The sequence below is a fragment of the Lysobacter enzymogenes genome (genome assembly GCF_023617245.1).
GTDB lineage: Bacteria > Pseudomonadota > Gammaproteobacteria > Xanthomonadales > Xanthomonadaceae > Lysobacter > Lysobacter yananisis.
Genome location: NZ_CP067396.1, coordinates 4,175,852 through 4,198,037 on the forward strand (window position 1 = coordinate 4,175,852; position 22,186 = coordinate 4,198,037).

Annotated in this window: 23 protein-coding genes; 16 read left to right on the top strand and 7 right to left on the bottom strand. The window is 68.8% G+C overall.

Going from position 1 to position 22,186, the window contains the following annotated elements:
- Positions 1–95 precede the first annotated feature (95 nt).
- The 6 genes from JHW41_RS17160 (at position 96) to JHW41_RS17185 (ending at position 3,417) form a co-directional block, all read left to right on the top strand.
- Positions 96–968: an SPFH domain-containing protein gene (locus JHW41_RS17160; RefSeq protein ID WP_250443783.1), complete on the top strand. Its 873-nt coding sequence runs from the start codon at positions 96–98 to the stop codon at positions 966–968.
- A 10-nt stretch (positions 969–978) separates the two neighbouring features.
- Entirely contained in the window at positions 979–1,350 is a 372-nt protein-coding gene (locus JHW41_RS17165; RefSeq protein WP_057946900.1) for a hypothetical protein, read from the top strand.
- Complete coding sequence (locus JHW41_RS17170; protein ID WP_057946899.1) at positions 1,347–1,544, top strand: hypothetical protein; 198 nt, start codon at positions 1,347–1,349, stop codon at positions 1,542–1,544. The genes JHW41_RS17165 and JHW41_RS17170 overlap by 4 nt, the downstream gene beginning before the upstream one ends.
- A complete protein-coding gene (locus JHW41_RS17175) occupies positions 1,541–1,720 on the top strand; it encodes a hypothetical protein (protein WP_057946898.1) in 180 nt (59 codons plus the stop codon). The genes JHW41_RS17170 and JHW41_RS17175 overlap by 4 nt, the downstream gene beginning before the upstream one ends.
- Before the next feature lie 175 nt (positions 1,721–1,895).
- Complete coding sequence (locus tag JHW41_RS17180) at positions 1,896–2,702, top strand: M15 family metallopeptidase (protein WP_057946897.1); 807 nt, start codon at positions 1,896–1,898, stop codon at positions 2,700–2,702.
- Between the two features lie 16 nt (positions 2,703–2,718).
- Positions 2,719–3,417 (top strand): class I SAM-dependent methyltransferase, encoded by a 699-nt coding sequence (locus JHW41_RS17185; RefSeq protein ID WP_250443788.1) that lies wholly within the window; start codon positions 2,719–2,721, stop codon positions 3,415–3,417.
- A gap of 689 nt (positions 3,418–4,106) precedes the next feature.
- Here JHW41_RS17185 and JHW41_RS17190 read toward each other — a convergent pair.
- From JHW41_RS17190 to JHW41_RS17210, 5 genes are all read right to left on the bottom strand, one after another.
- Positions 4,107–4,796, bottom strand: a complete 690-nt coding sequence (locus JHW41_RS17190) for a DNA-3-methyladenine glycosylase family protein (RefSeq protein ID WP_057946895.1) — start codon at positions 4,794–4,796, stop codon at positions 4,107–4,109.
- A 1-nt stretch (position 4,797) separates the two neighbouring features.
- Positions 4,798–5,184, bottom strand: a complete 387-nt coding sequence (locus JHW41_RS17195) for a hypothetical protein (RefSeq protein WP_078997266.1) — start codon at positions 5,182–5,184, stop codon at positions 4,798–4,800.
- 894 nt (positions 5,185–6,078) lie between these two features.
- A complete protein-coding gene (locus tag JHW41_RS17200) occupies positions 6,079–7,164 on the bottom strand; it encodes an SRPBCC family protein (RefSeq protein ID WP_250443792.1) in 1,086 nt (361 codons plus the stop codon).
- 491 nt (positions 7,165–7,655) lie between these two features.
- Entirely contained in the window at positions 7,656–8,309 is a 654-nt protein-coding gene (locus JHW41_RS17205; RefSeq protein WP_057946892.1) for a response regulator, read from the bottom strand.
- A complete protein-coding gene (locus tag JHW41_RS17210) occupies positions 8,306–9,508 on the bottom strand; it encodes a sensor histidine kinase (protein WP_057946891.1) in 1,203 nt (400 codons plus the stop codon). The genes JHW41_RS17205 and JHW41_RS17210 overlap by 4 nt, the downstream gene beginning before the upstream one ends.
- A 144-nt stretch (positions 9,509–9,652) precedes the next feature.
- On the opposite strand from JHW41_RS17210, the gene JHW41_RS17215 reads away from it, so the two are divergent.
- From JHW41_RS17215 to JHW41_RS17235, 5 genes are all read left to right on the top strand, one after another.
- A complete protein-coding gene (locus JHW41_RS17215; protein WP_250443796.1) occupies positions 9,653–10,267 on the top strand; it encodes a GNAT family N-acetyltransferase in 615 nt (204 codons plus the stop codon).
- Between the two features lie 2 nt (positions 10,268–10,269).
- Positions 10,270–11,064 carry a septum site-determining protein MinC gene (gene minC, locus JHW41_RS17220; protein ID WP_428995562.1) on the top strand — a complete coding sequence of 265 codons (795 nt, stop codon included), beginning with the start codon at positions 10,270–10,272 and terminating at the stop codon, positions 11,062–11,064.
- Between the two features lie 25 nt (positions 11,065–11,089).
- On the top strand, positions 11,090–11,899 hold the full coding sequence (minD, locus tag JHW41_RS17225; protein WP_123648983.1) for a septum site-determining protein MinD: 810 nt from the start codon (positions 11,090–11,092) through the stop codon (positions 11,897–11,899).
- Positions 11,900–11,903: 4 nt separating this feature from the next.
- Positions 11,904–12,170 carry a cell division topological specificity factor MinE gene (minE, locus tag JHW41_RS17230; protein WP_057946887.1) on the top strand — a complete coding sequence of 89 codons (267 nt, stop codon included), beginning with the start codon at positions 11,904–11,906 and terminating at the stop codon, positions 12,168–12,170.
- 181 nt (positions 12,171–12,351) lie between these two features.
- Positions 12,352–12,825 carry a hypothetical protein gene (locus JHW41_RS17235; RefSeq protein WP_250443805.1) on the top strand — a complete coding sequence of 158 codons (474 nt, stop codon included), beginning with the start codon at positions 12,352–12,354 and terminating at the stop codon, positions 12,823–12,825.
- A gap of 358 nt (positions 12,826–13,183) precedes the next feature.
- Here the strand turns inward: JHW41_RS17235 and JHW41_RS17240 are convergent, their stop codons facing one another.
- On the bottom strand, positions 13,184–13,567 hold the full coding sequence (locus tag JHW41_RS17240) for a hypothetical protein (protein WP_057946885.1): 384 nt from the start codon (positions 13,565–13,567) through the stop codon (positions 13,184–13,186).
- A 515-nt stretch (positions 13,568–14,082) separates the two neighbouring features.
- Here JHW41_RS17240 and JHW41_RS17245 point away from each other — a divergent pair.
- From JHW41_RS17245 to JHW41_RS17260, 4 genes are all read left to right on the top strand, one after another.
- Positions 14,083–16,110, top strand: a complete 2,028-nt coding sequence (locus JHW41_RS17245; RefSeq protein ID WP_057946884.1) for a M2 family metallopeptidase — start codon at positions 14,083–14,085, stop codon at positions 16,108–16,110.
- Between the two features lie 251 nt (positions 16,111–16,361).
- The gene (locus JHW41_RS17250) at positions 16,362–17,867 is read left to right on the top strand and encodes an amidohydrolase family protein (protein ID WP_250443810.1); all 1,506 of its coding nucleotides are present in this window, start codon (positions 16,362–16,364) and stop codon (positions 17,865–17,867) included.
- Between the two features lie 293 nt (positions 17,868–18,160).
- The gene (locus tag JHW41_RS17255) at positions 18,161–18,616 is read left to right on the top strand and encodes a hypothetical protein (RefSeq protein WP_057946883.1); all 456 of its coding nucleotides are present in this window, start codon (positions 18,161–18,163) and stop codon (positions 18,614–18,616) included.
- Positions 18,617–18,656: 40 nt separating this feature from the next.
- Positions 18,657–19,169 carry a hypothetical protein gene (locus JHW41_RS17260; protein WP_057946882.1) on the top strand — a complete coding sequence of 171 codons (513 nt, stop codon included), beginning with the start codon at positions 18,657–18,659 and terminating at the stop codon, positions 19,167–19,169.
- Positions 19,170–19,555: 386 nt separating this feature from the next.
- Here JHW41_RS17260 and JHW41_RS17265 read toward each other — a convergent pair whose 3' ends face one another.
- Positions 19,556–20,338, bottom strand: coding sequence for a helix-turn-helix domain-containing protein (locus JHW41_RS17265; protein WP_057946881.1), 783 nt, complete (start codon positions 20,336–20,338; stop codon positions 19,556–19,558).
- Positions 20,339–20,445: 107 nt separating this feature from the next.
- Between JHW41_RS17265 and JHW41_RS17270 the strand changes: the two genes are divergently transcribed.
- Entirely contained in the window at positions 20,446–21,345 is a 900-nt protein-coding gene (locus JHW41_RS17270) for a DMT family transporter (protein WP_057946880.1), read from the top strand.
- Positions 21,346–22,186 lie beyond the last annotated feature (841 nt).

Below are 22,186 nucleotides of genomic sequence, written 5' to 3' on the forward strand. Positions count from 1 at the left end.
AGCGGCTCCGGGCCCCATCGTCCCGACCGACGGCCGCTGACGACTTGATATCAATATGATATCAATACCCATCAGAACCCCAAGGACGAGCCGCCATGAAAGAAAACCCGATCCAGTCCCTGCCCGGCATCCCGGCCCTGCTCGTCCTGCTGCTGGTCCTGCTCGGCTGCGGCTACGGCTTCATCGCCACCGTCACCGGCCCCGACAGCCCGGTCACCTGGGGCGCGCTCGCCTTCGTCGCGCTCGCCGTGCTGGCCCTGGTCTGCCTGGCCGGCCTGTACATGGTCGAGCCCAACCAGGCCGCGGTGCTGAGCCTGTTCGGCAAGTACGTCGGCACGGTCAAGGACAACGGCCTGCGCTGGAACAATCCGCTGTACGCCAAGCGCAAGGTCAGCCAGCGCGTGCGCAACTTCGAGAGCGGCAAGCTCAAGGTCAACGAACTCGACGGCAGCCCGATCGAGATCGCCGCGGTGATCGTGTGGCAGGTGGTGGATTCGGCCGAAGCGGTCTACAACGTCGACGATTACGAAACCTTCGTCCACATCCAGTCCGAATCGGCGCTGCGCGCGATGGCCACCAGCTATCCCTACGACCAGCACGAGGACGGCCAGCTGTCGCTGCGCAGCCACGCCAGCGAAATCTCGCTGCACCTCAAGCAGGAACTGCAGGAACGCCTCGCCGACGCCGGCGTCGACATCATCGACGCGCGCATCAGCCACCTCGCCTACGCGGCCGAGATCGCCCAGGCGATGCTGCAGCGCCAGCAGGCCAACGCGGTGATCGCCGCGCGCACCCGCATCGTCGCCGGCGCGGTCGGCATGGTCGAGATGGCCCTGGCCGAACTGCAGAAGAACGGCGTGGTCCAGCTCGACGAGGAGCGCAAGGCGCAGATGGTCAGCAACCTGCTGGTGGTGCTGTGCGGCGAGCGCGGCACCCAGCCGATCGTCAACACCGGCAGCCTGTACTGAGGACCGCGCGATGAACCTGCCCGACAACGCGCTGGTGCTGCCGCTGATCATGGCGGTCAGCGGCCTGCCGGTGCTGGTCGCCGCGGTGCTGGTCGCGCGCGGCAACCTGCGCCTGATCAACGGCCTGGACGCCGCGCGCCTGCGCGACCCGGCCGCCGCGGCCGCGCGCTTCGCCCGGCTGCTGGCGCTGGTGGCGATCTCGATGTTCCTGGCCGCGCTGGGTTTCTACTGGGCCCACGGCGACTACAACCGCATCCTCGTCGTCACCGTGCTGCTGCTGGTCTCGGTCAACGGCCTGGCGGCGACGATGCTGATCGCGCTGTCGCGGCTCAAGCGCGACTATCGCGCCCCGCGCGACGACCCGCGGACCGGCCGCCGGTGAGCGAGAAGAAAGCCTATCCGCTGCGGATCAACGCCGAGGTCCTGGCCGCGGCGCAACGCTGGGCCGACGACGAGTTGCGTTCGCTCAACGCCCAGATCGAATATGTGCTGCGCGAGGCGCTGCGCAGGAACGGCCGCTTGCCGCGCCAGCAACCGCCGCCGTCGCCGCCCCCATCGCCCGAGGAAGACGCATGAACCCGCAATGGAAGCACCTGGTCGTCGAACTGACCTACAAACTGTTCGAAGCGCCGATGCGCGAGCGCATCCAGGAAGAACTCGACCGCCAGGGCGCGCAAGGCTGGGAACTGGTCGCGGTGGAGCACGATCCGGGCGTGCTCGGCACCCGGCTGTATTTCAAGCGGCCGGGCTGAGCGGCGGCATAGATTCGAAGCGTTCGCGGTATCTGGGGTGTCGCGGTCGCGGCTTGCGTCGCTCCTACAGGGAGCGGCCGCAGCTCCGCCCCGCCTGCAACATCGCGACCATGACGCAAGCCCGCTCCCCCGCGCTGCCATGGCAACGTTCCGCCATGCGCGCTACCCTGCCCGCATGCGCGGACACGGCCACGTCCTGATCAACACCCCGGACATCGAACTCTGGCCCGGCGGCCTGCTGCGCGCGCGCAGCAACGCCGACGCCCGCGCCCTGGCGCGCGCGCGCCACGTGCTGCGGCGCAAGCGCGACGGCCGCTTCCTCGCCGCCGACCTGCCCGAGGGCGTGCTGCCGCTGGTGCACCGGCTGATGCGCGAGGACGGCATCGACGCCGCGCTGGACGCGCTCGAACGCATCGTCGACTACCGCCGCGAAGGCTTGCTGCGGGTCGCCGAACTGCCGCTGGACCGGCTCGAACAGCGTCTCGACGCGCTCGGCCTCGACGCCGCCGATTACCAGGCGCGCACCGGCCTGGAGCTGATCGCCGAACCCGACCGCCTGGCCCTGGCCGGCTTCGACCGCTACCGGCGGCCGCTGTGGCTGCATCCGGCCGCCGCGCGCGCCTGGACCCACCTGCGCGACGCGGCCCTGCGCGAAGGCATCGCGCTCGAATCGATCTCCGGCTATCGCAGCCACGATTACCAACTGGGCATCTTCGAGCGCAAGCGCGCGCGCGGCCAAAGTGTCGACGAGATCCTCACCGTCAACGCCGCGCCGGGCTACAGCGAACACCACAGCGGACTGGCGCTGGACATCGGCGCGCCCGGCGAACCGCCGGCGGAAGAGTCGTTCGAACGCACGCCCGCCTTCGCCTGGCTGCGCGACCACGCCGGCGGCCACGGCTTCGCGATGAGCTATCCGCGCGGCAACCCGCACGGCATCGTCTACGAACCCTGGCACTGGCGCTACGCGCCGCCGGCCTGAACCGCGGGGCGATGCGATGAGCGCCGACGACGTCCGCCACAGCGACGCGCGCGTGCTCGCCGCCTGGCGCGAGAACGCCGCGCCGTGGACCCGCAGCGTGCGCACGCAGGCGATCGAAAGCCGCCGCCTGGTCACCGACCGCGCCGTGGTCGAAGCCGCCACGCGCCTGCGGCCGCGCAGCGCGCTCGACCTGGGCTGCGGCGAAGGCTGGCTGACCCGCGCCCTGCTCGCCCACGGCATCGACGCCCGCGGCAGCGACGCGGTGCCCGCGCTGATCGAGGCCGCGCGTCGCGCCGATCCCGCCGCGCCGCCGCAGCGCTACGCCTGCCTGAGCTACGAAGACATCGCCGCCGGCGCGCTCGACGCGCGCTTCGACCTGATCGTGTGCAACTTCTCCCTGCTCGGCGGCGCCGCCGTCGACGCCCTGCTGGCGGCCCTGCCGGCGCACTTGAACGAAGGCGGTCACGTCCTGATCCAGACCCTGCACCCACCCACCGCCAACGCCGACGCGCCCTACCGCGACGGCTGGCGCGACGGCAGCTGGGCCGGCTGCGAAGGCGACTTCGGCGAACCGGCGCCTTGGTACTTCCGCACCCTCGGCGGCTGGCTGGCACTACTGCAGCGCAGCGGCCTGACGCTGCGCGCCCTGGAAGAACCCGTGCATCCGCAGACCCAGCGGCCCGCGTCGCTGATCCTGCTCGCCGCCGCGCACTGAACCGCCTGGACGCCGAAGCGGCCTGGCCTCTGCAACAGCCCACCTCGCCATTGCGGCGAAAGCCGCCATCCAACCGAAGCGACGCAGCCCCGCCGCCGCATCCCGAAGCCGCACGTCCCTCGCGCCCTCATTCCGGCAAACCGGCAAACCGGCAAAAGCCGGAATCGACTTCGATCTCGCTGTTGCTGTTCGCCCGGACGCAACCCCGAGCAAAGCCTCCGCCGCGCAGCCCCGGAGGGCGCGCGCATGGATGCGCGCGTGCGCCATGGGGCATAGATGCCCCTTATGGCGCAGCCCCGCGCCGCTACGAGCCATAGTGGCTTTGGATCCGAAAAAACAAGGCCTTTTCCTTGGTTACTTTCTTTGTGGCTTCAGACAAAGAAAGTGACCCGGCCGCTTGCGGACGGAAGCCCTTGATGGTGGCTTGTCGTCACTTGCCACCACGGCAAAGGCAAGAGCAACAACAAAGTCGTGTGGATTCCGGCTTCCGCCGGAACGACGGCCGTGAAGTTGCGTATCCGCCTGCAGGAGCGGCGCGAGCCGCGACCGCGGCAACGCAACTACGCCGTAACTTTCGCTACAGGCGCGATGGCGCGGTCGCGGCTCGCGCCGCTCCTACAGCAAGCGACCGCAAGAACGCCCCGAACCGCACCCCAAACGCAAGCCACGACTACTACCAATCCCACCGCTCACCCCTGCGAGCGATCCACCGGCTTCGCCACCCCAGACCCGATGTCCGCGATCCGCCACAGATACAAACTCGCATAGGTCCGATACGGCCCCCAACGCTCGCCGATCTGCGCCAGCGCCTTCGGCGCCGGCATCGCGTCGAGCTTGTCGACGAACTGCGCGCCCTTGCGGATGCCCAGATCGTCCACCGGCAAAATGTCGGGTCGGCCGAGGCGGAACATCAGCATCATCTCCACCGTCCAGCGGCCGATGCCGCGGATCGGCACCAGCGCGGCGACGATGGCGTCGTTGTCCATGTGCGCCATCGCGCGCAGGTCGGGAATCTCGCCGCGCGCCTCGCGCACCGACAGGTCGCGCAGGGCCAGCAGCTTGTTGCCGGACACGCCGCAGGCGCGCAGGGTGGCGTCGTCGCAGCGGCCCAAGGTGTCGTGGTGCAGGCGCGCGCTGCCGATCGCCGCCTCGACCCGGCCCACGATGGTCGAAGCGGCCTTGCCGCTGAGCTGCTGGAACAAGATCGCGCGCGCCAGCGCATCGACCGGATCGAAACGCTGGCGCCAACGCGCATCGTCCGGGATCGGCCCGTTCTCGAGCCGGTCGACCTTTTTCATCCACGCGCCGAGCCGGCGGCACTTGCGGCTCAGATGCGCGTGCGCGGCCTGCGCGTCGAACCCGCGGACCTGGCGCGGCACGTCAGCGCCGCACCGCGTCGGCGGCGTAGGCCAGCCACGCCAGGATCATCAGGCTGCCGCCGTAGGGCGCGAGCCGGGTCGATGCGCCGAAGAAGTGCGCCGCGGCCAGGCTGCCGGCGAAGCCGAGCACGCCGAGCAGCAACGCGCCCAACACGCCGCGGGTGAAGGCGCGTCGCGCCTGCGGCGCCAGCGCCGCCAGGGCGATGCCGTGGCCGAAGGCGAACACCGCCGCGCTGTGCAAGCGCGCCTGCGCGTGCGGATCGGCGGCCGCGTGCGCGGCATAGGCCGACAGGGCCACCGCGAACGCGGCGAGGATCGCGCCGGCGGCGGCGAGCAAGCGCGCGGACAGCGGTGCGGTGGGGCGGGATTCGGGAGGGGGGGCGCTCATGTGGGCGAACGCTTGCGGTGGGGGTGTTCAACGATAGCAGCGTTGGTGGGGGTGGGCGTGGTGAGGGGGCGGTCTTGGCTTGTGTTGGAATGGGTTCGGCGTTCGTTGGCGTGAACCGAGGATTGCGCTTCTGCTTGCCGGCGCAGCGTGGAGCGAGGGAGCTCTCAGACCGTCATTGCGGCGAAAGCCAGAATCCAACCGAAGCGACGCAGCCCCGCCGCCGCTTCTTGAAGCAACGAACCTCCCAAACCGTCATTCCGGCGGAAGCCGGGATCCAACCGAAGCGACGCAGCCCCGCCGTCGTTCTTTGAAGCAACGAACCTCCCAGACCGTCATTCCGGCGAAAGCCGGAATCCAACCGAAGCGACGCAGCCCCGCCGCCGCTTCTTGAAGCAACGAACCTCCCAGACCGTCATTCCGGCGAACGCCGGGATCCACACGACTTTGCTGCTGCTCTTGCCTTTGCCGTGGTGGCAATTGACGACAAGCCACCATCAAGAGCTTCCGTCCGCAAGCGGCCGGGTCACTTTCTTTGTCTTAAGCCACAAAGAAAGTAACCAAAGAAAAGGCCTTGTTTTTTCGGATCAAGAGCCACTATGGCTCGAAAGGGGCGCGGGGCCGCGCCATAAGGGACATCCATGTCCCATGGCGCGCGTGCGCATCCATGCGCACGCCCTTCGGGGCTGCGGAACGGCTGCATCGCGCTCGGGGGCGGGCACGAGCAACGGCAACCGCAATGGCTGTTGCGCTCGTCGAGTTGGCCGAAGCCCCGATTGCTGGCGCGGCTCGCGCGGCGGGTGCGTTGCTGGATGCCCGCGCAAACAAAAACGCGCCGCGGAAAGCCGCGGCGCGTTTTTGTTGTCGCAACCGGCCCGCGCGAGGCGGGCGGTGGGGTTACTTGACCGGCCAGTAAACGTCGAACTGGCCCAGGGCCGGGTCGAAGCTCTGGTCGATGCCGGCCTTCCAGCTCTCGTACGGACGGTCGGTGGTCGAGTAGCCGCGGGTCATCGCCCAGGCGCGCACGGCGTCGCGCACCGGCGGCAGCGCGGCGAAGTTGTGGCCGCCGCTGGTCGCGACGACGACCTTCGAGGCCGGCAGCAGCGAAGCCTTGACCGGGCCTTCGACCTTGACTTCCAGCGCGGTGGCGTCGCCGGTGGCGGTGTCGCCCTTCTTGCGCACGACCTGCACGGTGTCGAAGTCGTAGGTCTCGGTGCCGAACTCGTTGGTCACGATGCGCACCGGACCGACCGCTTCCAGGCCGTTGGCGGCGATGACCTTGTTGATCCACTCCATGTTGGCGTGGATCTGGCCCTTGATCTTGTCGTTGTTGCGCTCGACCGCGGCGTTGACGCTGAGGATGTTCTCGGCCGGACGCTCGGCCACCTTCGGCGCGTTGTTCGGGTCGGTTTCCGACAGCTTGGCGTAGTCGTAGTTCGGCACGGTCGCCAGCAGGTTGCTCAGGCGCGACAGACCCATCTTGATGTCTTCGCCGACGCTGCTGCTGACGTACAGGCCGGAGTAGCGGCCGAGCAGGTTGAAGCCGTAGTCGACGTCGTAGGTCTGGGTGATCTCGACGTTGCGGTTGTTGCGGCCGGTCGGCTTGAGGGTGAACTCGCTGCGCTTGTTCTCGCCGCGCTCGGGGTTGGTGATCTTGTAGCCGACCAGCTTGCCCGGTTCGCTCTTGACGATTTCCCAGCTGCCCTGGCCCAGGCCGCGTTCCTTGGAGGAGTATTCCAGGCGGGCGCCCACGCCCTCTTCCTTGCCGACCAGCTTGATCTCCATATTCGGATCGCGCAGCGCCAGCGGGTTCCATTCCTTGAAGCGACGCAGGCTGTTCAAGGTGTCGAAGACGATGGTCAGCTTGCGGTTGGTCTCCACCGAATGCGACAGGTGGCGGCTCGACGGCAGAACGATGCCGACGACCAGGAACAGCACGGCGACGATCGCCAGGGAAATCAGAATCTCGATCAGACGGGTCATTCAGGGTTCTCCAGGGCCGGGCCCAGGTGCGGGCCAGGGGCGCAGACCCGCAATCGTAGCAAGATAAATCCCGGCAAGGGCAGCCGTCACAAGCAAGAAAGCCCATCGGGTCGCGCCGCGGCCCGCCCGGGCCGCGAAAAGCGCGCAACTGGCCGGCTTTGTGCCGTCTGGGCGCTGCATTCGCACCGGTATGCAGGCCTGTCGCCGGGGCGCGAAAGGCGCGTAAGCGCAAATCCGGTCAAGTCGGATCGGCGCCTCGCGGGCTTGTGCGCGCCTGCGTGCGCGGCGCGGCAACGCGCGCGGGCATCGGATCTACGACGAAAGTAGCGCGCCGGAACGAAAGCGGCGGGCCCGAAGGCCCTGCCGCGGCGAAGACTGGGGCGCTCGCGGACCGCGACTCCGCCCCGCCGGCCGGCGTCCGCCGCCAACGGCAGGGGGCCGCCCTGCCCGCCGGGCGCGCGGGCGAGGCGCCCGACGCGCGCCGCCGGCGCTCAGACCAACTGCAGCTCGAACGCCTTGAGCACCGCGCGGGTGCGGTCGCGCACGCCGAGCTTGGACAGGATGTTCGAGACGTGGTTCTTGATCGTCCCCTCCGCCACCCCGAGCGAGTTGGCGATCTCCTTGTTGGAGAAGCCGCCGGCCATCAGCCGCAGGATCTCGGTCTCGCGCTCGGTCAGCGGGTCGGGCCGGTCCAGGCTGACGAAGTCGTTGCGCATGTGCTCCAGGCCCGACAGCAGGCGCTGGGTCATCGCCGGCTGCACCAGCGAGCCGCCCTCGGCCACGGCCTGGATGGCGCCGACCAGTTGCTCCAGCGACACGTCCTTGAGCAGATAGCCCTTGGCCCCGGCCTTGAGCCCGGCCAGCACCAGTTGGTCGTCGTCGAAGGTGGTCAGGATGATCGTCGGCGGCAGGTAGCCGCTGCGGGCCAGCGCCTGCAGCGCCTCCAGGCCGGACATCACCGGCATGCGCATGTCCATCAGGACCACGTCGGGGCGCAGGTTCGGGATCATCTCGACCGCCTGGCGGCCGTCGCCGGCCTCGGCCACGACTTCGATGCCCTCGGCCAGGGCGAGCAGCGAGCGCACGCCCTGCCGGACCAGGGTCTGGTCGTCGACGAGCAATACGCGGATGGGGCTGGGGATCATGTCAGGGCTCCTTCGCGGCCCATGGCGGCCGCGGTGGCGGGCAGGGTCAGGCGCAGGCTGAAGCCGGCCTCGGCCCGGGTTTCGATTCGCAGTTGGCCGCCGTGCTGGACCAGCCGCTCGCGCATGCCGCGCAGGCCGTTGCCGGCGATCAGGTGGTCGGCGCCGCGGCCGTCGTCGCGCGCGCTCATGACGATGTGGCCGTCGTTGCGGCGCACGTCGATCCACAGGTGCTGGGCGCCGGCGTGGCGCACCGCGTTGGTGATGATCTCCTGGGCGCAGCGCAGCAGCACGTGGGCGCGCTCGGGGTCGTCCAGGGTCAGCGGGGTCTCGATGTCCATGCGGATGTCCAGGGCGGGCACGTTCTCGGCGAGCGGGCGCAGCGCCAGCGACAGGTCGATGGCGCCGTTCTCGCGCAGCTGGCTGACCGCCTCGCGCACGTCGGTGAGCAGCAGCCGGGCCAGAGTATGCGCCTGCTGCACGTGTTCCTTGACCCGCCCTTCCGACAGGTGCCCGGCCACTTCCAGATTCAGGCTCAGCGCGGTGAGGTGGTGGCCGAGCAGGTCGTGCAGCTCGCGCGAGATGCGGGTGCGCTCGTTGATGCGCGCGCTCTCGGCCAACAACGCACGGGTCGCGCGCAGTTCGGCGTTGAGCCGGCGCTGGTCCTCGCGCGCCTGCGCCTGCTGCATCGCCACCAGCGAGCTGACGAAGACCAGGCTGGAGAAGCCGGCGTAGGCCACCGACTGCACGATCGCCACCAGCAACGGCTGGCCGATGGCGATGACGAACACCGGGATGATCGACAGGTTGCTCAGCACCAACCACGCCACCCCGACCCGCAGCGGCAGCAGCCACGGCAGCAGCCCGGCCACGACCATCAGCAGGATGCTGCCGATGCCGCTGTTGGAGAAATAGCCCACGCCGATCGCGCAGGCGGTCAGGACCAGCAGCAGGGCGTGGTCGGCCGGCCCGGGCCGGCGTTGGCCGAGGCCGCGGCTGGCCCACCAGTACACCGCGCCGAAGGCCAGGTGGATCGCCACCCAGCGCAGGATCAGCAGGAAGAAGGTGTGCTCGCTGCCGCCGGGCAGCGAGGTCGCCGCCTCCGGCTCGAGCCACATGATCACCAGCCAGCAGCCGGCCACGCCCCAGGTGAACAGCCCGGCGAAGCGCATGAGTTGGGTGGGGGTGAGGCGGGCCAGCATGAACGCATGCTAACGGTACCGGCACCCGGGCGGAGCCGTCCGAAAGTCATGGCCCCGGGCGTTCGCCCCGCGGCCGCCCCCCGTGCGATAATCGAGGGCGCCGGCACGGATTTCGCGCCGGCTTGCAACTATCTGGAGCCTGGAATGTCGATCGTCGTCCGCGACGTGCGCGAGCACGAGCTGGATTCCGTCCTTGCCCTCAACAACGCCGCCGGGCCTGCGATCCTGCCGCTGGATGCGGCGCGTCTGCGTCACTTCTTCGACACCGCCGAATATTTCCGCGTCGCCGAACGCGACGGCACCCTGGCCGGTTTCCTGATCGGCATGGGTTCCGGCGCCGGCCACGACAGCAGCAATTTCCGCTGGTTCCACGAGCGCTATCCGGACTTCTTCTATATCGACCGCATCGTCGTCGCCAGCCGCCGCCGCGGCGGCGGCGTCGGCCGCGCCTTCTACGCCGACGCCCAGAGCTACGCCGAGCTGCGCTATCCGCAGCTGGCCTGCGAGGTGTTCCTGGAAGGCGGCAACGACCCGGCCCTGCTGTTCCACGGCAGCTTCGGCTTCCGCGAAGTCGGCCAGCACGTGATGGAAGAGGCCGGCGTGCGCGCGGCGATGCTGATGAAGCCGCTGTGCAGTTTCGAATGGGTGCGCCAGACCTACGGCGACGCCCTGCCCGACGCCGGCTGGCTGACCCGTCCGCGGGTGCCGGTGGCGCCGCTCCAGGCCGACGCGCCGCGCCCCACCGGGACCTGCCCGTGAGCGTGGCCGTGGATTACGAACAGGCCGGCGAACTCAAGATCGGCCAGGTCGGCATCGCCAACCTGCGCGTCCGCTCTCTCGACGTACCGCGTCTGGTCGAAGAAATGCGCAGCCGCGTGCAGCGCGCGCCGAACATGTTCGGCCGCGCCGCGGTGGTGATCGACTTCGGCGGCCTCAGCCACGCGCCCGACATCGCTTCCGCCCAGGCCCTGCTCGACGGGCTGCGCGCGGCCGGCGTGCTGCCGGTGGCGCTGGCCTACGGCACCAGCGAGATCGAGAAGCTGTCGCAGGCGCTGGGGTTGCCGTTGCTGGCGAAGTTCCGCGCCTCGTACGAGCGCGCCGACGGCGTCGCCGTCGCCGAAGCCGCCGCGCCGCCGCGACGCGAAGCGCCGGCGCCCGCGCCAGCCGCCGAACCGGCCCGCGCGCCGCGGCCTCCGGCCGGCGCGCCGCCCGTCGCGCAGGCTTCATCGGTAGGAATGATCCAATCCGCGCCGGTGCGCTCGGGCCAGCAGATCTACGCCGACAACCGCGACCTGACCGTGCTGACCACGGTCGGCGCCGGCGCCGAGGTCATCGCCGACGGCTCGGTCCACATCTACGGCCCATTGCGCGGCCGCGCCCTCGCCGGCGCGCAGGGCAACGCCAAGGCGCGCATCTTCTGCCGCGAGTTCCATGCCGAACTCGTCGCCATCGCCGGCCGCTACAAAGTGCTCGAAGACATCCCCAAGGAGCTGCGCGGCAAGCCCGTGCAGGTCTGGCTGGAAGACGAACAAATCAAGATTGCGGCGCTGGATTGACGCCGCACGAACGGAGGAACGAATTTTGACCGAGATCATTGTTGTCACTTCGGGCAAGGGCGGCGTCGGCAAGACCACGACCAGCGCCAGCCTGTCCTGCGGCCTCGCCCGACGCGGCCACAAAGTCGCGGTCATCGACTTCGACGTCGGCCTGCGCAACCTCGACCTGATCATGGGCTGCGAGCGCCGCGTGGTGTACGACTTCGTCAACGTCGTCAACGGCGAGGCCTCGCTGAAGCAGGCGCTGATCAAGGACAAGCGCTTCGAGAACCTGTTCATCCTGGCCGCGTCGCAGACCCGCGACAAGGACGCGCTGACCAAGGAAGGCGTGCAGAAGGTGCTCGAGGACCTCACCGCCGAAGGCTTCGACTACATCGTCTGCGATTCGCCGGCCGGCATCGAGAAGGGCGCGTTCCTGGCCATGTACTTCGCCGACCAGGCGGTGGTCGTGGTGAACCCGGAAGTGTCCTCGGTGCGCGACTCCGACCGCATCCTCGGCCTGCTCTCGTCCAAGACCCGCCGCGCCGAGAACGGCGAGCGGGTCAAGGAACACCTGCTGCTGACCCGCTACAGCCCCAAGCGGGTGGAAACCGGCGAGATGCTCAGCATCGGCGACGTCGAGGAAATCCTCGGCCTCAAGACCGTCGGCGTGATCCCGGAGTCCGGCGACGTGCTCAACGCGTCCAACAAGGGCGAGCCGGTGATCCTGGAAACCGAATCCGACGCCGCCCAGGCCTACGACGACGCCGTCGCCCGCCTGCTCGGCGACACCCGTCCGATGCGCTTCACCCAAGTGGAAAAGAAGGGCTTCTTCAGCAAGATTTTCGGAGGCTGAGCTCATGGGTCTGTTCGACTTCCTGCTGGCCAAGAAGCAAACCGCCGCGGTCGCCAAGGACCGCCTGCGGATCATCGTCGCGCACGAACGCGCCGGACGCGGCGGCCCCGATTACCTGCCGATGCTGCAGCGCGAGTTGCTGGAAGTGATCCGCAAGTACGTCAACGTCGACGTCGAGGCGGTCAAGGTCGATGTGGTCAAGGAAGGCCAGCACGACGTGCTCGACATCTCGGTGGCCTTGCCGGACGCGCCGGGCTCGACGCCGGCCTGAGCCCGGGGCGCGAAGGCCGACCTCCCGGCCTCGGCGTCCGCAACGCGATCTACCTGCAGCATCAGCGTTCCGCGGGATTTCCTTCGGTTACAAGCCGCGACTGCAAGATAGTCGTTCGCGTCGCATGCCCAGTGGCGCGGTCGCGGCTCGCGCCGCTCCTACACAAAGCAAGACGTCCTGCATGCTCACCCTCGCCGACATCGACTTCGACCACGCCCACGCCCTGCTCGCCCGCTACGGGCTGGATCTGGTGCGCGTGGCCGACGGCGACGCGATTCCCGGCAGCTACTGGGGCGACAGCGAGGCCGGCATCATCGCCAGCACCGTCTACGCGCGCGCGGACACCCCGGTGCATTCGATGCTGCACGAGGCCTGCCACTTGATCGTGCTGCCGCCGCAGCGGCGCGCGGCGGTGCATACCGACGCCACCGATTCGGTCGAGGAAGAGGACGCGGTGCTGGTGCTGCAGACCGTGCTGGCCGACGCCCTGCCCGGCGTCGGGCGCGAACGCATGTACGCCGACATGGACGCCTGGGGCTACACCTTCCGCCTGGGCTCGGCCAAGGCCTACGTCGAGCAGGACGCGCAGACGTCATGGCAGTGGCTGGCCGAGCGCGGCCTGGTCGAAGCGCCGCAGCGCACGCAGGCGGCCTAAGCGGCGGCGCCCGCCCCGAGGCGCGCTGCGGCCCGCTGTCGTGGGAGGGGCTTCAGCCCCGACGGCGTTCGCTCAGGTCGCCGAACGCTTGCAGCGGCACCGCGATCGGGCACAAGAGCGTCGGGACTGAAGCCCCTCCCACAACAGCGGGAAGCTCATGCCACGAAAGTGGGCGGCGCATCGCTCGGCCATCCGCAGCGAGCGGCCACCGACGCCCTCCCTGGCGCCGACGCCATTCGAACCTTGCGGAGCGGGTTATCCCCATAACGCCGGCCCCGTGTTGCGTTGCCACCGTGCTTCCCTTCCCCTGAAGCGCCATCCAAGGCGCCACTCTCCCCCGAGTTCCCGCGCGGCGCGCTCAGTGCGCGGCCAGCCGCTCGTGTCTGTCGCGCGATGCCGCGGCCGGCGCGGCCGGCAGCGCCACGGCGCGATCGACTTCGACCTCCGCCTCGCTGACCGGATCGGGCAAGGCGCGCGCGGCGCTGCGGTTGGGGCCGGCGTCGGCCGGCCCGTTGATCACCACCACGCCCACCGCCGCCAGCGCCAGCAAGGCGAACAGGACGATGCGGACGGCGCGGCGTACGTAAAGACGGCGGCTGCGGACCGGGGCCTGCGGCGCCTGGGCCCAGCTCAGGTCGGCGCTGAACAGCCGGGCCCCGCCATCGGCCCCGCGCAACGGCAGTGCCGTCAACGTGGCCGTGTGCAACTTGCTGTGCGCGGAAGAGCCCAAGGTCTGTTTCACTCCCTATCCAATGCAGCCGATGCTCGATACCAGGATCCCCACCCTGGCCGGGCCGCCGACGAGCGGCTGCCCTTGGACGTCACTTTTTCCGTTTTCGCGTCACAAATCAAATCTGTTTTCGTGACAAGCGCCCGGCCCGGCCGCTCACGCGACGTTCCCTTGGCTGAACGAAAGCGCGGCGCGGGTCGCGAGTGTTGCGCGCAGGCGCTGAAAATACCGATTATTTAACAATCTAAACGATTACATTTAACCTTAAATTTACATAATTCCGCGAACCCGTCGGCACTTCGTCATCAAGCAACGGCCCGAATCGGCCAAGCCCGGCCGTTTCGGATGCATCGAGTAATCGTTTTCACAGCCTCGACTGTGCCGGATTTGCGCAAACTCCCTGCAACCGCAGCCGTACCGCCGGCGCCGGCCCGTCCGCATCGCACTGCGGCTTGCGCCCCGCCGACCCGCCCTCTAGCCTTCCGGTTCGCGCGCCAAGCGCAGCACTATTTCCGGAGAGAGCACACATGAAACCTGTCCGCGCCTTGTTGGCGCTCGGCGTCGCTGCGGCCGTGATCGGCCTGGCCGGCTGCAAGAAGGAACCCGCCACCGCCCCGAGCGCCACTGCGCCGGCCGCCGCGCCGGCCGGCGAGACCGCGGATCAGTTCATCGCCCGGGTCAACGACGAATACAAGAAGATGTATCCGGAGATGACCGCCGCGCAGTGGCTGTCCTCGACCTACATCAACGACGACAGCCAGCTGCTGTCGGCCAAGGCCAACGAGCGCTACCTCGGCCAGCTCAACAGCTGGATCGAGCAGTCGAAGAAGTTCGAAGGCCAGCAGATGTCGCCGGCCACCGCGCGCGCGATCCAGTTGCTCAAGATCGGCACCGCGATGCCGGCGCCGAAGGATCCGGCGCGGCTCGCCGAGCTGACCCAGATCGCCACCCGCATGGAAGGCATGTACGGTTCGGGCAGCTACTGCAGCGGCCCCGGCGAAACCGACTGCCGCCAGCTCGGCGACCTGGAAGACGTGCTGCGCAACAGCCGCGACTACGACGCCCAGCTCGACGCCTGGAAGGGCTGGCACACCATCTCCAAGCCGATGCGCAAGGACTACACGCGCTTCGTCGAACTGGTCAACGAAGGCGCGCGCAACCTCGGCTACGCCGACACCGGCGAGCTGTGGCGCTCGGGCTACGACATGAGCCCGGCCGAGCTGTCGGCCGAGACCGACCGCCTGTGGGGCCAGGTCAAGCCGCTGTACGAACAGCTGCACTGCTACACCCGCTCGCGCCTGGAAACCAAGTACGGCAACGACAAGGGCCAGGTCGCCGGCGGCCTGCTGCCCGCGCACCTGCTCGGCAACATGTGGCAGCAGGACTGGGGCAACCTGTGGGACGTGCTGGCGCCGTACAGCGAGCAGCAGGCCGGCAGCCTCGACATCAACGCCGCGCTGGCGCGCCAGTACCAGCAGATCCTCGACGCGCAGCAGAACAAGGCCGGCGAGCGCGACGCGGCCGGGCAGGCGCAGGTCGAAGTCGACGCGCAGCTCGCCAACGCAAAGCGCATGACCGAACGCGCGCAGGACTTCTACGTCTCGCTCGGCATGCCCAAGCTGCCCGACAGCTATTGGGCCAAGACCCAGTTCGTGAAGCCGCGCGACCGCGACGTGGTCTGCCACGCCAGCGCCTGGGACATGAACATGTCCGGCGACGTGCGCACCAAGATGTGCATCAAGCCGAACGAAGAAGACTTCACCACGATCTACCACGAGCTCGGCCACGTCTATTACTACCTGGCCTACAACAAGCAGCCGCCGCTGTTCCAGACCGGCGCGCACGACGGCTTCCACGAGGCCATCGGCGACACCATCGTGCTGGCGATGACGCCGAAGTACCTGTCCTCGGTCGGCATGGTCGCCAACCCGCAGCAGAGCCAGGAAGCGCTGATCAACGCGCAGATGCGCATGGCCCTGGCCAAGGTCTCGTTCCTGCCGTTCGGGCTGATGATCGACCGCTGGCGCTGGGGCGTGTTCGACGGCTCGATCAAGCCCGACCAGTACAACAAGGCGTGGTGGGATCTGAAGGCGCGCTACCAGGGCGTGGCGCCGGTGGAGGCGCGCGGCGAGGACTTCTTCGACGCCGGCGCCAAGTACCACGTGCCGGGCAACACCCCGTACACGCGCTACTTCCTCTCGCACATCCTGCAGTTCCAGTTCTACAAGTCGCTGTGCGACGCGGCCGGCTACAAGGGCCCGCTGTACGAGTGCAGCTTCTACGGCAACAAGGCCGCCGGCGCCAAGTTCGAGGCGATGCTGAGCAAGGGCGCGAGCCAGCCGTGGCAGCAGACGATGAAGGAACTGACCGGCGGCGAGAAGATGGACGCCTCGGCGGTGCTGGAATACTTCGCGCCGCTGCAGACCTGGCTCAAGCAGCAGAACGAAGGCAAGAGCTGCGGCTGGCAGGCCTCGGCGGCGGGCGCCGCGGCGCCGGCATCGCCGGCCAAGCCGGCGGCGAAGAGCGAAGCGCCGGCCAAGCCCGCCAAGGGCTGATCGGCGCGCTCGCGACGACGCCATCGCACGAACGAACGGGCCGGCATTCGCCGGCCCGTTCTTTTTTGCGCGCTTTGGGCATGCGACGTTGCGGCGCGCCCGCTTGCGACCCGCGGCCGTCCCGCCCACGCCGAAACAGCTCGACCGATCCATCTCCTCCGCCCGACCCGGTACTGGCGCGCGGCGCGGGCGCGGCCGATGATCCGGACCTGACCGGCGACCTCCCGCCGCTTCCGACGAGCCCGCCCCGCATGCCCCGCACGATCCGCCTGCTCTCCCTAACCCTGCCCGCCCTCACCCTGCTCGCCTGCGCCGCCGGCGGCGCCCACGCCTCCGGACGCGCCGCCGCCGAGCCGATCGACCTGCTGATCCGCCACGCCAACGTGGTCGACGTGATCGACGGCAAGCTGCGCGCCGACCGTCTGATCGCGGTGCGCGGCGACCGCATCGTCGCGGTCGAGCCCGATGCGCGCGCTGCGCGGTTCCAGGCGCAGCGCAGCATCGACGCCACCGGCAAGTACGCGATCCCCGGCCTGTGGGACATGCACGTGCACTTCGGCGGCGGCGACAAGCTGATCGAAGAGAACAAGAATCTGCTGCCGCTGTACCTCGCCCACGGCATCGCCGCGGTGCGCGACGCCGCCGGCGACCTCAGCCCGAGCGTGTTCGAATGGCGCGACGCGGTCGCCGCCGGGCGCCTGGACGGCCCGACGATCTTCACCTCCGGCCCGAAGCTGGAAGGCTACAAGTCGATCTGGCCCGGCGACATCGAAGTCGGCAGCCACGAAGAGATTTCCAAGGCGCTGGACCAGTTGCAGGGCTGGAAGGCCGACTTCGTCAAGATCACCGACAACACCTTGTCGCCGGAGCTGTTCCTCGACGCGCTCAAGCAGGCGCGCGCGCGCGGCTTCAAGGTGTCGGCGCACGTGCCGTTCGTGCTGCCCATCGACGAGGTCAGCGCGGCCGGGCTGAGTTCGATCGAACATATCGAATACGCGTACAAGGCCGGTTCCTCGCAGGAAGCGCAGATCAGCGCGATGGTGCGCCGCGGCGAGATCGACAGCCGCGAAGGCTGGAACCGCATCCAGGCCACGTTCGACCGCAAGACCGCGCTGGCCGCGTACCGGCGCCTGGCCCAGCGCGGCACCGCGGTGACGCCGACCCTCAACGGCAGCTTCGTCACCACCTATCTCGACCGCGACGACCACAAGCAAGACCCGTACCTGCAATACATCGGCCCGGGCCTGCAGGCGACCTATGCGTGGCGGGTCGAGCGCGCGGCCAAGGACGACGCCGCAGCGATCGCGCGCCGGCACGAGCGCTACCAGCGCAACGCGGCGATCCTGCCGCTGCTGCAGCAAGCCGGGGTGAACATTCTGGCCGGCACCGATGCGGGCTTTCTCAATTCGTTCAACTATCCCGGCGTGGGATTGCACGACGAGATGCAGCGCTTCGTCGAGAGCGGCCTGAGCCCGCTGCAGACGCTGCGCGCGGCGACGATCAACGGCGCGCGTTTCCTCGGCCAGGACAAGGAACACGGGTCGCTGGCGGCGGGCAAGGCCGCCGACATCGTGTTGCTCGACGCCGATCCGCTGCGCGATATCGCCGCGACGCGCAAGATCGATACCTTCGTGTTGCGCGGCAAGGTGTACGATCGCGCGGCGTTGGATGCGCTGTTGGCCGGAGTGAAGCAGGAAGTCGCCGAGCAGCGCGCCGCGCAGGCGGCAGCGGAACAGGCCGCAGTTCCCCAGCGCTGAGGCCGCTGCGCCGCGCCGCAGCCGACCGAATCGCCACCCCGACCGCGTTGTATCGCCCAGGCCTGTCGTTCCCCCCAATCTCGTCATTCCGGGGAACGCCGGAATCCGCAGGCTGTTACCGTTGCTTTTGGCCCTGGCGGATACCCAGCCCAAGCACAGGCGCCGCAGCCAGCGCGATTGATAGTCCATGCGGTTCGCGATCCTTTATCCTGGCTCCCGGCCGCCCGTCGGTAGCCGATGCCGAGCCCGATCCCCCGGGCGGCAGGATGCTCAAGACACGCCAAGGAGGTCGCGTGGCGGAACATCACTTCCAGCTCGTACCGGTCGATCCGCGCTTCTACCCGGCCCCCGACGCTATCGATACCGCGCAGGCCGTAGTCCGCGCGCTGATTCCCAGCGCGGAAGAGGTCCACGCCTCCTGCAGGCCCGGCATCCACTTCTTCGATGCGGGCGAGGGATTCGAGGAGCCGAAGTGCCCTTTCTGCGATGCCGATACCGCGCCGTGGTGGAGCGACGCGATGAGCGACGCCTGGGACGGCACTCACTTCAACGAGCTGCGGATCACCACGCCATGCTGTGGAGCCAGCACCTCGTTGGATCAGCTGCGCTATCCAAACGGCGATCGGTTCGGCAGCTTCATCATCGAAGCCGCGCTGGCCGACCCCGCCGAGAATCCATCGTCCGAGCAGATAAGTCAGTTGCAATCGATCCTTGGCTGCCAGCTCGTCGCCTATTGGATTACTCGATAAATCGCGTCAGCCGCCTCCCGCCACCACCTTTGAGCCGACCATGGCGACCGATGCCTACTCGTTCCTCTTTCTCATCCCTGAGAGCGAAGCGCCCCAAGGCCCGCTCGACCTCGAGCACGATCCCGAGCTTCAGGCCCTATACCAGAAGCATTGCGAGGGGGAATACCGCTTCACCAGCACCAGTCGGGGCGCTTATGTCGAAACGTGGGCGATGGACCACCTGGACACGCTGCCCGGGCTGAAGTACATCACCCGGCCCGCGGTATTGCTCGGACACGAGGATATCGCGCTCGCACTGGACAGTTTGGAGGCGGCGTTCGGCGTCGTCGCCCAGACCCCGGAGCAGGAGTTTCATGGCTTTACCGGCTACCCGATCGCTCAGGCCCTGCTGGATACCGACGACGAACTTTGCAGACGCTCTCCGGGCGAGGGCGCAGATCCGTATTACCTCATTATGTGTTTGCGAGCGCACCGCGACGTACTGATGCAGGCGAACCGGACCGCCAGTCTTGCCTTGTATTTTTCCTTCCATCCGTATTTCGATTCGGAGTAAGAGCGAGTGCGCTCGGCGGCGAGGTCGAAGCGGCCGAGGGCAGTTCGATGCGCTGTGTCACCGGGCGGCGAACAGCGACGGCTCGGCGGATGTCCCTGGAGAGCGGAGCCAACATTCCGGTGCGCCGCATCATCGCCAGCACGTCGGCGACAGAAAGGCTCGTCAGCCGACCGTAAAGCTTCTCCAGGAACACCTCCGCCGGCATACGCGCGTCCAGACTCACCTGCGGCTGCAGGTTCAAACGCCAGGCGATGCGATCCAAGGCCTGCTGACAACGGCAGGATCGAAATGGATCCCGCCTTGCGCCGGAATGAGCGGGTTGGAATTCGTTGCCTTGGGATGAGACGACACAGCTGCGAGACCGCTCGGCACCAGCGCAGCAGCCCCTACCCCTTCTTCCCCTGCCGGAATTTCTGCGGCGTGGTCCCGCTGAACTGCTGGAACATCGCGATGAACGCCGAGGCGCTGGCATAGCCCATCTGCGCCGACACTTGTTGCACGCTGCGCCCGAGTTCCAGCAGCGGGATCGATTGTTGGAAGCGCAGCCGCTGCCGCCATTGGCTGAACGACATGCCCAGCTCGTCGCGGCAGCGCCGGCTCAGGGTGCGCTCGGTGGTGTGCACGCGCTGCGCCCATTCTTCCAGCGTGGTGTTGTCGCCCGGCGCGTGCTGCAAGGCGTCCAGGATCGGTCCGAGCAGGCGGTCGTCGCTGTGCGGCACGAAGCGCTGCAGCATCGGCGTGGCCAGCAGTTTGTCGATCAATACCCGCGCCAGGCGCCGGTCGGCGGGGGTGTCGGGGATCTCGATGCCGCGGTCGAACAGGTCCTCGACCCCGGCCAGGAACAGCGGGTGCAGGCGGACGATGCCCGGCGCGGCCGGCAACGCCGGGGTGTAGCGCTCGGCGATGTTGATCAGGCGGCACTTGGCTTCGCGCCGGTTGTGCGAGGTGTGGTCCATGCCGGCCGGGATCCAAGCGGCGTAGCCCGGCGGCGCGAACAAGGGCTCGCCTTCGACCGCGAAGGCCATGCTGCCGGACTCCACGAACGCCAGCTGGCCCCAGGGATGGCGGTGCAGCGCGCTCTCGGTGTCCACCGCCAGCGCCTCGTAGCGCAGCAGCAGCGGGCCGGGCAATGAACGGTAGGGGTAATGGAACTGGCGGCTGCGGCGCATTTGTCCGGGCCTCGCTACGGAGTGTCGGGTTATCGGCATTTGCCGGCTAACCGACATTCTAAAATAGCCTGCCCCCACGTTGTGCCGTTGTACGGAAGGATGTTGCGATGCACCTGTTACTGCCGATCCTGGCCACCCTGATCTGGGCCGGAAACACGATCGTCAGCAAGCTCTCGGCCGGCGCGATCGAGCCGGCGGCGATCTCGTTCTACCGCTGGCTGGTCGCGCTGCTGGTGTTGACCCCGCTGATGCTGCCGCGGGTATGGAAGCTGCGCGCGCAGGTGCGGCCGTACTGGCGCAAGCTGCTGGTGCTGGCCGCGCTGGGCATGGTGCTGTATCAGTCGCTGGCCTATTTCGCCGCGCACAGCGTCAGCGCGATGACCATGGGCCTGGTGGTGGCGGCGATTCCGCCGATGACGATGGTGATCGGCATGGTCCTGCTCAAGACCCGGCCGTCGCCGGGCATGCTGATCGGCGCGGTGGTGTCGTTCGCCGGCCTGACCTGGCTGCTCAGCGGCGGCCATCCGGCGCAACTGCTGCAGCAGGGCCTGGGCCGCGGCGAGATGATGATGCTGCTGGCGGCGTTCTCGTATGCGCTGTACGGCGTGCTGGTCAAGCGCTGGGCGTTGCCGATCCCCAACGGCGAGTCGCTGTACCTGCAGGTGCTGTGCGGCACGGTGCTGTTGCTGCCGGGATTCGCGCTGGCGCCGTCGGTGGCGTTGACCGCGCACAACCTGCCGCTGGTGCTCTACGCCGGCATCCTCGCCTCGACCCTGGCGCCGTGGTTCTGGATGCACGGGCTGCTGCGGCTGGGCACCGACAAGACCGCGGTGCTGATGAACCTGACCCCGGTGTTCACCGCGCTGCTGGCGGTGTGCCTGCTCGACGAACCGCTGCGCGCGTACCACTGGATCGGCGGCGGGCTCACCCTGCTCGGCGTGGCGGTGGCGCAGGCGTTGCGGCAGAAGCCGGCGCCGGCGCTGCGGACGCAGGAGTGCGCGGGTTGAGTTCGGCGACACGCAGCCCGGTTTCAGGGGTGCGTGGTCGGTCGGTTGTCGCGGTCGCAGCTTGCGCAGCGCCTACCGTCGAACAGGCCACGGCGCAGCCCCTGTAGCAGCGGCGCGAGCCGCGACCGCGAAACCGCGCGTACGACGAAAGTCGGCCACCGCGTACGCCGCGATGCAATCCTGTTGCAGTCGCGCCGAGCGGCCGCCATACCCCGGCGCACGCCTGCGCTCGGCGCTGTGAGCCGCGTCAAGTTCGCCATCGGCGCGCGCTGCTACGGTCGCAGCCATGTCGTCGCCACCCGACTGTTCGATCCGCATCGCTGCGCGTCCCTGCCGCCCGTCGCGGGTGGCGCCGATGTTCGCGTCGGGACGCCGCGACGCCTTCGCCGCGCGTGCCGGCGATCCTTCTGTGCCTTCGCGATCCCGCGGCCGTTGTCGCGGCTTCGCGGACCATCTCGCTTTCGACCCACGTCCCGACCGCGCGCGGCCGCGACGTTCGTCGACGCGCGATTGCTGCGGCTGATCCCCCTCGGCCGCAAGCCTGTGCCGGCCGCGGGGGGTGGCCCCCGGCCGGCTTTTTTTATCTCCGCCCTTCTGCGTCCGGTGTTTGCTTCGGCGTATCCGCACTCGCACGCCGGCATCGCCGGTCCCGGCGCATCCCGCCGCGCCTCGCCGCCCCACGTTCCTTGCCGCCGCGGCTGCGGCCGACTTTCTCGCGCGCGCGTTACGCAAACTGCGACCGCAACCGGACACCGATCGCACCCAAGCGCCGGATACTGCACAGGCGCCCGGCGAACGCACCGAAGTTGCGTTTTCGATACAGACGCAAGCGACAAGGTTT